11 protein-coding genes and 1 pseudogene are annotated in these 12,090 nt (G+C 61.2%); 5 read left to right on the top strand and 7 right to left on the bottom strand.

Translation table 11 applies throughout. From position 1 onward, the window contains the following. From QVP03_RS01860 to QVP03_RS01830, 7 genes and pseudogenes are all read right to left on the bottom strand, one after another. A pseudogene (locus tag QVP03_RS01860) lies at nt 1-301 on the bottom strand (V-type ATP synthase subunit I); the annotation flags it as partial. Between the two features lie 8 nt (nt 302-309). After that, nucleotides 310-918 (bottom strand): V-type ATP synthase subunit D, encoded by a 609-nt coding sequence (locus QVP03_RS01855; RefSeq protein WP_018694793.1) that lies wholly within the window; start codon nt 916-918, stop codon nt 310-312. Nucleotides 919-924: 6 nt separating this feature from the next. After that, entirely contained in the window at nt 925-2,247 is a 1,323-nt protein-coding gene (locus QVP03_RS01850) for a V-type ATP synthase subunit B (protein ID WP_022331968.1), read from the bottom strand. 10 nt (nt 2,248-2,257) lie between these two features. Further along, nucleotides 2,258-4,012 carry a V-type ATP synthase subunit A gene (locus QVP03_RS01845; RefSeq protein ID WP_022331967.1) on the bottom strand — a complete coding sequence of 585 codons (1,755 nt, stop codon included), beginning with the start codon at nt 4,010-4,012 and terminating at the stop codon, nt 2,258-2,260. A gap of 8 nt (nt 4,013-4,020) precedes the next feature. Beyond that, nucleotides 4,021-4,857, bottom strand: a complete 837-nt coding sequence (locus QVP03_RS01840; protein WP_022331966.1) for a DUF2764 family protein — start codon at nt 4,855-4,857, stop codon at nt 4,021-4,023. A 4-nt stretch (nt 4,858-4,861) separates the two neighbouring features. Further along, the gene (locus QVP03_RS01835; RefSeq protein ID WP_022331965.1) at nt 4,862-5,476 is read right to left on the bottom strand and encodes a hypothetical protein; all 615 of its coding nucleotides are present in this window, start codon (nt 5,474-5,476) and stop codon (nt 4,862-4,864) included. Between the two features lie 302 nt (nt 5,477-5,778). Beyond that, nucleotides 5,779-7,212 (bottom strand): DUF4301 family protein, encoded by a 1,434-nt coding sequence (locus QVP03_RS01830; protein WP_022331964.1) that lies wholly within the window; start codon nt 7,210-7,212, stop codon nt 5,779-5,781. Nucleotides 7,213-7,289: 77 nt separating this feature from the next. Between QVP03_RS01830 and murB the strand changes: the two genes are divergently transcribed. Genes murB through QVP03_RS01805 form a run of 5 tightly spaced genes read left to right on the top strand, consistent with a single transcriptional unit; the run spans nt 7,290 to nt 12,080 of the window. After that, complete coding sequence (gene murB, locus QVP03_RS01825) at nt 7,290-8,300, top strand: UDP-N-acetylmuramate dehydrogenase (protein WP_195664538.1); 1,011 nt, start codon at nt 7,290-7,292, stop codon at nt 8,298-8,300. Nucleotide 8,301: 1 nt separating this feature from the next. Beyond that, nucleotides 8,302-9,645, top strand: coding sequence for a tRNA lysidine(34) synthetase TilS (gene tilS / locus QVP03_RS01820; protein ID WP_022331962.1), 1,344 nt, complete (start codon nt 8,302-8,304; stop codon nt 9,643-9,645). A 1-nt stretch (nt 9,646) separates the two neighbouring features. Then, the gene (holA, locus tag QVP03_RS01815; RefSeq protein WP_022331961.1) at nt 9,647-10,717 is read left to right on the top strand and encodes a DNA polymerase III subunit delta; all 1,071 of its coding nucleotides are present in this window, start codon (nt 9,647-9,649) and stop codon (nt 10,715-10,717) included. Beyond that, complete coding sequence (locus tag QVP03_RS01810) at nt 10,717-11,436, top strand: aminotransferase class IV (protein ID WP_022331960.1); 720 nt, start codon at nt 10,717-10,719, stop codon at nt 11,434-11,436. The genes holA and QVP03_RS01810 overlap by 1 nt, the downstream gene beginning before the upstream one ends. A 50-nt stretch (nt 11,437-11,486) precedes the next feature. Continuing rightward, a complete protein-coding gene (locus QVP03_RS01805) occupies nt 11,487-12,080 on the top strand; it encodes a DUF6549 family protein (protein WP_022331959.1) in 594 nt (197 codons plus the stop codon). Nucleotides 12,081-12,090 lie beyond the last annotated feature (10 nt).

Here is a 12,090-nt window from a genome sequence, read left to right as displayed (position 1 = left end):
CCAGGCGGGCGATCTCGGCGGCGAGCGCCGTGGCCTTCTGGTGTGCGGCGGCATAGTGCTCATAGGCCTCGGCACCCGAGGCGAAGGGTTTCGCACCGGCCTCGAAACGACCTTCCCCGGCACGGAAATTCCGCAGAAAGTCGGCGGCCTTCGTATGCCCCTCGATATCGAGCAGCAGTTGCCGGTCTTCCTCCGAAGGCTCCCAGCCCGTCGTCGTGATGTCGACAAGGCCCAGTTCGCGCAGCTTCTCGATAAAATCCTCACTTTGGGCCGCATAGAGCACAAAGTCGTATTTTGCCATTTTCGCTATCATAACATCGCGCCCTCCCCGGCCTGTTGCTGCTTGGTTTTCACGATCTTCTGGGCCGACTTGGAAAGGTTCTCCTCGTCTTCCATGAAGCGTTTGATCTTACGTATGGCGTCCTCGTACCCGGGTATCTGCACCTTTTCGTACAAGTTCACCTTCTGAGTGGTTTTACGGCGTGCGTGATCCAGCAACTCCATCTTGCGGTTATACACCTCGAATTCGATTCCCAGCTGCGCCATGCGCTTGAGGATATCGATTCCGTCGGCGAACCATACGGGCGACGAAAAGAGGTCGTAGGGCTTCTCCTCGAATTTCACGTCCTGCAAGACGGGTGTACGCACACCCGCGATCTTCTGTACCGAAAGTTCGACATCAGCGATGCGCAAGAGGTCACAATCAAACTCTCCCCAGAGCGATACCATGTAGTCGTACTCGGCCTTCAGGGCATCGAGCCGACGGCGGTAATCGCCCGCGGAGTCCTTCGCCTTCTTCACCTCGGAGCGCAGGGCCGACTCCTTACTTTTGATCGTAGGGAGCGCCTTCTGCCGCATTTTCAGCTGTTTGCCGAGGTCGCCGAGCGAGGTCTTGTTATATTGAAATTTGATTGCCATCGTGCCTTACGCTTCTTTCCAATACTTTTTGATGAGTTCCTCCTTGATCGCAACTTCCTCCTTGGAGAAATATTTGGCAAAGAGCCCCCATGCCGTGTCGAGCATCTCGGTGATGCCGATATTGACGTCGATCGAAAGGAGTTTCTCCGAATAGTCGAACGCGAATTTCAGCGTACGCTCGTCGTAGTCCGAGAGGTCGAAACCGTTCTCGAGCTTGGTCTTGGCATTGGCGGCATCGGCGTACAGACGCACGCAGGCGTTCATCACCTGCGGATGGTCTTCGCGGGTCTTCTTGCCGATCACGAGCTGCTTCAGACGCGAAAGCGAACGGAACGGGTCGACGATGACCTTGCCCGTGTCGGAATCGTTCCTCAGGAACAGCTGGCCTTCGGTGATGTAACCCGTGTTGTCGGGGATGGCGTGCGTGATGTCGCCGCCCGACAGGGTCGTCACGGCGATGATCGTGATCGAGCCGCCGTTGGGCAGCTGCACCGCCTTCTCGTAGATCTTGGCCAGGTCGGAGTAGAGCGAACCGGGCATCGAGTCCTTCGACGGGATCTGATCCATACGGTTCGACACGATGGCCAGCGCATCGGCATAGAGCGTCATGTCGGTCAGCAGGACAAGCACCTTCTCGCCCTTGTCCACCGCGAAGTACTCGGCGGCCGTAAGCGCCATGTCGGGGACGAGCAGCCGCTCCACGGGCGGGTTCTCGGTCGTATTGACGAACGACACGATGCGGTCGAGGGCACCGGCGTTCTCGAACACCGACTTGAAATAGAGGAAGTCGTCGTTGGTGAGTCCCATGCCGCCCAGGATGATCTTGTCGGCCTTGGCACGCAGCGCCACATTGGCCATCACGGCGTTATAGGGCTGGTCGGGGTCGGCGAAGAAAGGGATCTTCTGCCCCGTCACGATCGTGTTGTTCAGGTCGATGCCGGCAATACCCGTGGCGATCAGCTCCGAAGGCTGGATACGGCGGTACGGGTTTACCGTCGGGCCGCCGATCTCGCGCGCCTCGCCCTCGACGATCTCACCGCCTTCGAGCGGCTCGCCGTAGGCGTTGAAGAAGCGTCCCGCGAGGTTGTCCGACACGCGCAGCTTGGGAGGTTCGCCGTGGAAGACCACTTCCGAGTCGGTCGCCAATCCCTCGGTACCCGCGAAAACCTGCAACGTCACGTTCTCGCCCATGATTTTCACCACCTGCGCCAGTTTGCCGCCCACGGTGGCCAGCTCGTCGTTGCCGACGCCCTGCGCCCGCAGGGTCACGGTCGCCTTGGTGATGTTATCGATTTTGGTATATATTTTCTGAAAAGCTCGTGTTGTCATGGTCTAAAGCTTATTTTGTTTTTTCACTCACATACTCCTCGATCTGCTTCAGGTAGCCGTTGAACTTCTCCGACTGCCACTGCGAATAGTTCATCTGGCGGAAGAGGTTGATAAGACCCTTGAAGAACTGCGAGCACTCTTCGAAATCGGCGAAGGCGAAATCCTTCCGGCAGATGTCGAGCACCATTTTATACATCATCTTCTGGCGCTCGATCGGACAGTTGGCATCGATGTCGTCGAAAGCGTCCTGCTGGAGGATCACGAAGTCGATCAGCTCCGACTTCCAGAAACGTTCGTGGTACTCCACCGGCACGCCGTCGTCACCCAGGATGTTGATCTGGTCGTTGGCCTCCTTGCCGCGCTGCACGATGGTCTTGCCGGCATACACGAGGTCTACCCAGTCCTTCTCGATATGATCGTCGAGGTATTCGCGGATCTCGGGGTACTCGAGATATTTCGAGTAGGATTCCAGCGGGTCGATGGCCGGGTAGCGCTTCGAGTCGGCGCGCCCCTGCGAGAGGGCGTAGAAACAACGCGCCGCCTTCTTCGTGGATTCGGTCACCGGCTCCTTGAGGTTACCGCCCGCGGGCGACACCGTCCCAAGGAAGGTCACCGAACCGGTCTCCCCGTTGGTGAGTTTCACCAGGCCGGCCCGCGAGTAGAAGTTCGAGATGATCGCCGAAAGATCCATCGGGAAAGCGTCCTGTCCGGGAAGCTCCTCCAGGCGGTTCGACATCTCGCGCAGCGCCTGTGCCCAGCGCGACGTCGAGTCGGCCATCACGAGCACCTTGAGACCCATGGCACGGTAGTATTCGCCGATCGTCATGCCCGTATATACCGACGCCTCACGCGCCGCAACGGGCATGTTCGACGTATTGCAGACGATGATCGTACGCTCCATCAGGTTGTGCCCCGTACGGGGGTCGATCAGCTCGGGGAACTCCTTGAAGATCTCCACCACCTCGTTGGCACGCTCGCCGCATGCCACCATGATGATGATATCGGCATCAGCCTGCTTCGAAATAGCGTGCTGGAGCACCGTCTTGCCGGCACCGAAAGGCCCGGGAATAAAACCCGTACCGCCCTCGGCCATCGGATTGAAGGTGTCGATGGCACGAACGCCCGTCTCCATCACACGCGAGGGGCGCGGCTTCTCGACGTAGCAGCGCACGGCCTGCTTCACCGGCCATTTCTGCACCATCGTGATCCCGTGCTCCCGGCCTTCGTCGTCCGTCACCACGGCAACCGTGTCCGTAACCTTATATTTCCCTGCCGCAACGATGCTCTTGACCGTATAATTGCCGGTCATCGTGAAAGGCACCATGATCTTGTGGCTCACCCACTGCTCCTTGACCTCGCCCAGCCACGATGCGGCCGAGACCTTGTCGCCCGCCTTCGCCAGCGGGGCGAACTCCCATTCGGCCGAGAAATCGACCGGGTCGGTGATCGAACCGCGCGCGATGAACAGGCCGTCCATCTTTTCGAGGTCGTTCTGCAGACCGTCGTAGTTGCGCGACAAGAGGCCCGGAGCGAGCGTCACTTCGAGCATATGCCCCTCGAACTCGACCCTGTCGCCGATCTTCAGCCCCCGGGTGCTGTCAAAAACCTGGACATAGGCGCTGTCGCCTACGACCTTGATGACCTCGGCCATCATTTTGGTATCCCCCGTATACACGTAGCAGATTTCGTTTTGGCCCACGGCTCCGTCGGCCTTGACGATCACGATATTGGAGATGATACCATTTACACGTCCTGTAGTTTTCATGAATTATCCTATTGTTTATTTTCTATCAGCCCTTTGCCATCCAGCTCGGCCATCAAACGCTCGAACATCTCGCGTCCGCGCACCGCATCGAGCTGCGTCCAGCGCGCCACGATGTTGACACGCAACAGGTACGACAGGATGGAATTAATGTCGAAATAGTCGAACGTCGCCAGCTCCACGGCTTCGTTCCAGCGGATCAGGTCGATCTTGTGCTCCTTCTCCACGAGGTTGGCCTCGTCGTTCACGGCAGCGATCACGGCGTCGATGTAGGGCAACTCGCCCCGCAGCCCGAAATCGGCAGCCGAGCTGCGCTCCAGCTGCTCGACCACGTCGCCTCCGCCGACGGTCACCTCCTCGACGGGCCGCCCCGCCGCACGGGCCGTCACGGCGGCCGTCACATTGCGCAGGTTGCGGTCGAATTCCGACCATGCGCGCAGGAAGCGGCTCCGGGAGCGGCTGCAGGCATCGTAGTAGGCCCCGAAGAGTGCAGTCTCGAAGCGCCCGGCCGTATCGACCTCCTCGGCATCCTCGCCTTCGGGGTCGGCAAAGGCGCGCAGCACGCGGGCTACGGGCGCCGGCAGGCGCCGGGGAGTCTTCACCTCCTCTTCCAGCTCCTCGCGTGTGAAGTTACCCAGCGGATTGTGCGCCGAGCGCCCCGCACGCAGCGAAGCGATATTCTCACAGTCGTAATAGCCGTACAACAGCCGCACCGCGTCGGCATCGGCCCCGTCCACCCCTTCGAGGATCTCCCCGACGATGGCCTTGGCATCGAAACCCTTGGTGTCGGCATCGAGCGAATACTCCTTCAGCCCGGCTACCAGACAATAATAATTCGTCGTGAACATAGCGTCACGCCTTAAAAAGCATGTCCGATACTTTCTCGCGCAGGTATTCGCCCAGCAAGGCGTCGAAATCGGCATCGGAGAACGAGATGTAGTAACCGCCGTCCTTGGCACCTACCTTGAACCCGCTCTTCACCTCCTTCGAATAGCCCACTTCGATACCGGCGGCGAGCAGTTCCCGGGCGCTCTTGCCGAACGCCACGTCGAGCTTGGTGCGCTCGGCCTCGGGCAGCAGGGCTTTCAGTTCCACCTTGCCCGCATCGGCACCGTTCCAGTTCCCGGCCACGGCCAGCAGCATCTCCTTGATGAATGCGGGATCGAGCGCAGCCTCCTTCACCCCGGCCGCAGTGGCCTTGGCCACGATCATCGAAGCGATCTCCGACTTGATCTTCGCAGCGGCCTGCTTGCCCGCGAGTGCGATCTCGGTCATCGTGTTCTTCTCGACATCTTCGGCCTTGTCACGGGCCTTCTTGACGATCTCCTCGGCCTGGGCGCGGGCTTCGGCGACGATCTTCGCCGCCTCGTTCTTAGCCTCCCCGACCAGACGGTCGGCTTCGGCACGGCCTTTCTCCAGCCCCTCGTCGTAGAGCTTTTTGGTCAGCTCCTGAAGTTTGTTTTCCATAGTGTTATTTAGTTTTGATTATCGTTTTTCAAAATATGCACACAAATATATAAAAGATTATCAGAAAACTGAGGCACACTGCAATAATTTGTCCTTTTTTGACAAAATTCAAGAACAAAAAGAAGAAGTTTCGAAGCGAAATGAAGTGTCTTACGGCCGGGAAAACCGCCGCACGCCGCAGGCTGTCCCGTAAAAGCCCACCGGCGCCGTAAAAAAACGGACGGCCCCGCGGGAAGGCGGCAGCCCCACAAAAAACGGACGCCGCTCACGCGGCATCCGCCTTATCGGGTTCGCACAGGGGGTCACTGGTGCTGGGGACGCAGCAAATCCTGCACGACTTTCACAGGCGAGAAGGTCGTGATGGGCACATCCACGAAGATGGTGTTCCACCGCGACATCGTGCCGTTCCACAAACCGGGCAACTCCTGCGCACGCAATTCGCGGCCACCGCTCGATTTGGACGAGATGAAGCCCGTCGCAGGGTCGGTATAACGCCGCAGGTCGAACTTGCGCCCCTTGGAATCCCGGACGCCGCACACGAGGTCTACGGGATTGAAATGCGTCGCGGCCTTCATCAGCGGCTGGTCGGCAGGTGCGATCTGGCTCGACTCGGCGATCTGGAGCGACTGCGTGCCGTCGGCGTTCGAAGCCCAGAACGGGCCGCCTCCCGGTTCGCCTTCGTTGCGAACCATGCCGCAGACACGGATCGGACGGTCGAGCACGGCGCGCAACAGGGCCGAATCGTAGTCTGCGGGCAGTTTGACGCACAAGCGCTGTTCAATGAACTCCACGATCGGCTCCAGCTCGGCACCGCCCACCTCGAGCGCTTTGAGGTACTCGAAAGCCCGATCCTGCAAATCCAGCAGGATGCCGGCCAATACCTTTTTATAGCGGATCGTATCGCCGCGCCGCGCATCGGTCGTCACGTTGTCGATGTTCTTGATGAACACCAGGTCGGCGTCGATTTCGTTCAGGTTCTCGACTAACGCGCCGTGCCCCGCCGGACGGAACAGCAGCGTGCCGTCGTCCTGCCGGAAAGGGGTGTTGTCGGGATTGACGGCAATCGTATCGGTCGAAGGTTTCTGCACCGAGAACGAGATGTCGTAACGGATGCCGAAACGCTGTTCGTACACGGGTACCTTTTCCGCCAGGAGGGTTTCGAAGCCCGCGATGTGCTCGGGCGACACGGTGAAATGGATCCGGGCCACGCCTCTGGCCGCGGCATAGACCGCGCCCTCCACCAGGTGCTCCTCGACCGCCTTGCGCGCCCCTTCGGGATAGGCATGGAAGGTCACCAGCCCCTTGGGCTTCTGCCCGTAGCCGAGCCCGTCCTTTACGATGGCACGCACGGTTGCCTTGTCGTCGGCATCGGGCGGCAGCACGGCCTTGAGTTCCGGCCAGAAGGCGAAGCGCCCGATATTGTCCAGCAACGTGTCGATGCCCTTGCCGCGCTTACCCTCGTTGACGAACTCGAACAACTCCTTGAACATACGGGTCGCGGCACCCGAGGCTGGCACGAATTTCACAATGCCCAGGCGGTCGGCCTCCCGTTCATAACGCGCCACGGCGGCGGCAGCCTCCGCGTCGCCCACGACCATCACCCCGTCGCCGGGCGATGCGGCGCGCACAACCTTCAGGAAGGGGAACCCGCGGCGGAAATTCTCCAGCTGGCGCTCGACCGCATCGGGGGTCAGCCCGTGTTTTTCGATCTGCTGTAAATCTTTTTCGGTAAACATGGTTCTATCGTCTTTAGTTTTTCGTCGGATCGGAATTATCTTCAAAGATAACGAAATAATTTCTAACTTTGCACATCATGATCCGAGAATTTCACCAAACCAGCCTGCGCGGACGCAACAGTTTCGGCGTCGAGCAGCACGCCGCCCGGCTCGCCGAATTCGAGACCGAGGAGGATCTGCACGCGATTTTCGGCGGCGGGATCCCCGACCGCTGGAGCGTCCTGAGCGGCGGCAACAACATACTTTTCACACGGGACTACGACGGGCTTCTGCTGACCCCCGTCTCGCAGCGGATCGCCCTGCTCGGCGAAGAGGAGGGCACGGTACACGTGCGCGCCGACGCCGGGGTCGAATGGGACGACCTGGTGGAGTGGGCCGTACAGCGCGGATTGTGGGGGCTCGAAAACCTCTCGCTGATCCCGGGCAAGGCCGGGGCGGCGCCCGTTCAGAACATCGGCGCCTACGGCTGCGAGGCGAAGGACGCGATCGAGCGGGTACACATGTTCTGTGTGGAAAACTGCAAATGCATGACGCTCGACGCCGCGCACTGCTGTTTCGGTTACCGCGAAAGCATCTTCAAGCACGACCTGCGGGGACGTGTCGTCATCACGGCGGTCGACATCCGCCTTTCGCGCACGCCGCAACCCCGGCTGGGGTACGGCGACGTGGAGCGCGAGGTCGAGGCCCGCGGCGGCACGACGCTGCGCAACATCCGCGAGGCAATCTGCGCCATCCGCCGCGCCAAACTACCCGACCCGAAGGTGACGGGCAATGCGGGGAGCTTCTTCAAAAACCCGGTCGTCGATGAATCCGTGGCGCAACAATTGCGGGCCAGCTGGCCCGACATGCCGCTCTACCCCGCCGCCCTTTCGGGCAAGGCCAAACTCGCCGCCGGGTGGCTCATCGACAAGGCGGGGCTGAAAGGCTGTCGAAGCGGACGGGTCGGCATCCATGAACGGCAGGCACTGGTATTGGTGAACCTGGGAGGCGCCACGGGCGGCGAGATACTCGATTTCGCCCGTATGGTACAGGCCCGCGTACACGAAAAGTTCGGCATAGAGATAGACACAGAAGTCAACATATTGTAATATGGCACTTTTAGAGGCTTTCCAGAGGTATGTCGCCGAGAATGACCTGGCGACGCACGACGACCGCATCCTGCTGACCGTTTCGGGGGGCGTGGATTCGATGGTCATGCTGTCGCTTTTCACCCGCAGCGGCTATTCGGTGGGCGTGGCGCACTGCAATTTCCAGCTGCGGGGCGCCGAGAGCGACGAGGACGAAGTGCTGGTGGAAGAAGAGGCGAAGAAATACGGCGTGGAATTCTACAACAAGCGGTTCGAAACCACGGCCGAAATGGAACGCACGGGCGAGTCGATGGAAATGGCGGCACGGCGCCTGCGCTATGCGTGGTTCGACACCCTGAGCCGCGGTCAGGGCTACACGGCCGTGGCGATCGCCCACCATGCCGACGACTCGATCGAGACGTTCTTCATCAACCTGCTGCGCGGCACGGGGCTGCGCGGGCTGACGGGCATCTCGACGCAGGTGGGCAGGATCATCCGTCCGCTGATGTTCGCCTCGCGCAAGGAGATCCTCGAATATGCCGTGGCCAACCGCATCCCGTTCCGCGAGGATTCGTCGAACCGCTCGACCAAATACCTGCGCAACAAGATCCGGCTCGGACTGATCCCCCGCATCCGGGAGATCAACCCCAAGTTCACGAGCCTCATGAGCCGCAACCTGGCACGCCTGACCGATGCCCAGCTATTCATCAACCACGGCATCGAACGTATCCGCGGCGAGGCGGTGACTTCGGCGGACGGGTTCGACACGATCCACCTCGACCGCATCGACCCGGCATTCCCGCAGGAGTTCGTGATTTACGAGTTGCTGAGTTCGGCCTACGGGTTCAAGGGCGACGTCGTCGACTCGCTCTGCCATTCGCTCCGGCACGATATGACGGGGCGACGCTTTTATTCGCGCGAACGGGTGGCCTACGTCGACCGCGGCACCATCGTCGTGGCGCCGATCACCCCCGACGACGCCTGCATGACGCAGGTGGAAAGGGGCGCACAGCGGAGCTACTGCGGCAATTCGGTGCTCTACTTCGAATATACGGACATCGACACGATCAAGAATTTCGGCGTACCGGAGCATATCGCCCAGGTCGATGCCGACCGCTTGCAATTCCCGCTCACGCTGCGCCGCTGGCGCGAAGGCGACTCCTTCGTGCCGTTCGGCATGACGGGGCGCAAGAAAGTGAGCGATTTTTTGATCGACGCCAAGGTCTCGATGGCCGAAAAACAACGGCAGTTCGTACTACTGTCGGGCGACGAGATCGTATGGCTCGTCGGCCGCCGCATCGACGACCGCTACCGCCTGACGCCCGACACGGAGAACGTGCTGCGTATCACCAAAGAAATCGTCTGACATGGCTAAAAGCGTACTGAAATTCAAGGATTCCGTCGCCGCATACGAACAACTCGCCGGCCAGATCGCCGCACGGCGGTTCGTCCCCATCTACCTGCTCATGGGCGAAGAGAGCTACTTCATCGACGCCATCGCCGAGCAGATAGCCACGACCGTGCTGGGCGAAGCCGAACGGGCTTTCAACCAGCTCACCGTCTACGGCAGGGACTCCGAGGCGGGGCAGGTCATCAACCTCTGCCGCCAGATGCCGATGATGGGATCCTACCAGGTCGTCATCCTCAAGGAGGCGCAGCAGCTGCGCGGGCTGGACAAGCTCTCGCTCTACACCCAGAAGCCGTCGCCGACGACGATCCTCGTAATCTGCCACAAGGAGAAAAACGCCGACAGGCGTTCGGCCTTCTACAAGGGTTGCGCCGCCAACGGCGCGGTGCTCGAGTCGGTGCGTCCGCGCGACTACGAGATCGCCTCATGGCTCCAGCGATTCATCGCCGGGAAAGGGTTAGCCATCGACACGAAGGCGCTGTCGATGCTGACCGACCACCTGGGCACCGACATTTCGAAAATCTCGAACGAGCTGGGCAAACTGGTCGTCTCGCTGCCCGAAGGCACGAAGCGCATCACCGACGCCGACATCGAGGCCAACATCGGCATCTCGAAGGACTACAACAACTTCGAGCTGTGCAAGGCCGTGGCGACCCGGGACATGGCGCGGGCACTGACGATCGCGGAGCATTTCGCCCGCAACCCCAAGGACAACCCGCTGCTGGTCACCGTACTGGCGCTTTTCGGGCAGTTCAAGGAGCTCTTCGTCGTGAACTACCTCCGCTGGCTCTCGCGGCACAAGGGGGTCGCATTCCCGCCCGACACGGAGCTGATGCGCATCCTCAAGAAGAGCAACGTCTACGTCATCGGCGAGATCAAGCAGAACGCCGCCAACTGGGACAACCGCAAGGTATTCAACATCCTCGGCCTGCTGCGCGAATACGACGCCAAGAGCAAGGGCATGAACGCCGGAGGTGCATCGGACGGCGAACTGCTGCGCGAACTGCTGCTCAAAATCTTCATGCTCTGATGCGGGAAGTCTACCTATACCAGACCGTACATATCCTCGACGGGGAGTCCCTCTGCCTGCGGGAACACCTGGCCGTACTCGACCGCTGGTCGCGCACGCTCTTCGGGTGCCCGGGGCCACAGGACGCCCGGGAGGTCGGGACGGCCATCGCGGCGGTGGCCGGACGGGAAGCCCCCGGCAGCGACCGTTCGAAATTCGTGCGGCTCGTCCTGCCGGCATCGGGCTCCCTGCGGCTGGAATTCGAAGGCGTTTCGCTCTACCGCGGCTACGACCTGCGCAGCCTGATGCCCGAAGCCGTGACGCTGCAATACGAACCGCCGCTGTTCGACGCCCCCACCTCGGCACGCGAGGCCGCCGTAGAGCTGGCACGGCAATACGCCGGGTTGCAGGGTGCGAGCGTCGCCGTACGCTGCGACCGCAACGGGACTCTCATGGCGGCCGACGAAGCGGCGCTGTTCGCCATCCGGGGCAGGCGGGTCTACGCCCCGCCGGGCGAAGCGAGCATCGGGCGCAGCCTTGCAGTCAGGAGCATCCGCGCCGCCGGGCTGGAACTCATCGAAGCGCCCGTCGGGCGTGACGAACTGCCGCGCATGGACGAACTTTTCTTCATCGACCACCGGGGCGTCACCGCCCTTTCCCGCTGCGACGGGCAGCCCTACATGGCTATCCTGGCCGAACGCATCGCCGGGGCGCTCCGCGGGCTGTTTCCGAATATGTAGAAACCCACCCGGGAGGTCACGCGCTATCTTCGCCGCAAAACCCGGAAACCATGAAAAAATACCTTTTCCTTTACGCCGTCCTCACAACGGCGCTGCTGGCATACGGCTATACCCGTTACCGCCACGAAACCCGCCGCCTCACACAGAACCAGAATGCCCTGGCCTCGGGCATCGAACACTACCGCACCCGGCTGGGACAGGAGGCAGCCTCGGTGCAGGCATTGCGTCTGCGCTGCGCCGAATTCGAACGCCTCCGCGCCGGGGATGCCGACACCATCCGCCGCCTCGGCATCAGGCTCCGGAGGCTGGAAGCCGTCGCCAAAACAGTCACCGCCACGAGCGTCGACCTGCGCGCGCCCGTCCGCGACACCGTCGTCCTGCTCCGCCGGGACACGCTCCGAATCCGCGACACCCTGAAACTGTTCCGCTGGCGCGACGCCTGGGTTACGGTCGAAGGGCGTATCCGCACCGACTCGGTCGCCTGCCGCGTGGAGAGCACCGACACCCTGCGGCAGGTCGTGCACCGCGTCCCGCGGCGCTTCCTCTTCATCCGCTGGGGCACGAAGGCCCTGCGCCAGGAGATCGTATCGTCGAATCCGCATACGCGGATCATTTATTCGGACTATGTAAAGTTCGAACGGTAAATTAATTCGC

The organism is Alistipes sp. CAG:29 (genome assembly GCF_000435435.1).
In the GTDB taxonomy this organism is placed as follows: Bacteria; Bacteroidota; Bacteroidia; order Bacteroidales; family Rikenellaceae; genus Alistipes; species Alistipes onderdonkii.
Note: the sequence above shows the minus strand (reverse complement) of the source record. Positions and strands in the feature narration are given on the sequence as shown.

Coding starts and splice junctions, on each gene's coding strand:
- QVP03_RS01855 (WP_018694793.1), bottom strand. CDS start 918: ATGGCAATCAAATTTCAATATAACAAGACCTCGCTCGGCGACCTCGGC.
- tilS (WP_022331962.1), top strand. CDS start 8,302: ATGGCACTTTTAGAGGCTTTCCAGAGGTATGTCGCCGAGAATGACCTG.
- QVP03_RS01845 (WP_022331967.1), bottom strand. CDS start 4,012: ATGAAAACTACAGGACGTGTAAATGGTATCATCTCCAATATCGTGATC.
- QVP03_RS01850 (WP_022331968.1), bottom strand. CDS start 2,247: ATGACAACACGAGCTTTTCAGAAAATATATACCAAAATCGATAACATC.
- murB (WP_195664538.1), top strand. CDS start 7,290: ATGATCCGAGAATTTCACCAAACCAGCCTGCGCGGACGCAACAGTTTC.
- QVP03_RS01830 (WP_022331964.1), bottom strand. CDS start 7,212: ATGTTTACCGAAAAAGATTTACAGCAGATCGAAAAACACGGGCTGACC.
- QVP03_RS01835 (WP_022331965.1), bottom strand. CDS start 5,476: ATGGAAAACAAACTTCAGGAGCTGACCAAAAAGCTCTACGACGAGGGG.
- holA (WP_022331961.1), top strand. CDS start 9,647: ATGGCTAAAAGCGTACTGAAATTCAAGGATTCCGTCGCCGCATACGAA.
- QVP03_RS01805 (WP_022331959.1), top strand. CDS start 11,487: ATGAAAAAATACCTTTTCCTTTACGCCGTCCTCACAACGGCGCTGCTG.
- QVP03_RS01840 (WP_022331966.1), bottom strand. CDS start 4,857: ATGTTCACGACGAATTATTATTGTCTGGTAGCCGGGCTGAAGGAGTAT.
- QVP03_RS01810 (WP_022331960.1), top strand. CDS start 10,717: ATGCGGGAAGTCTACCTATACCAGACCGTACATATCCTCGACGGGGAG.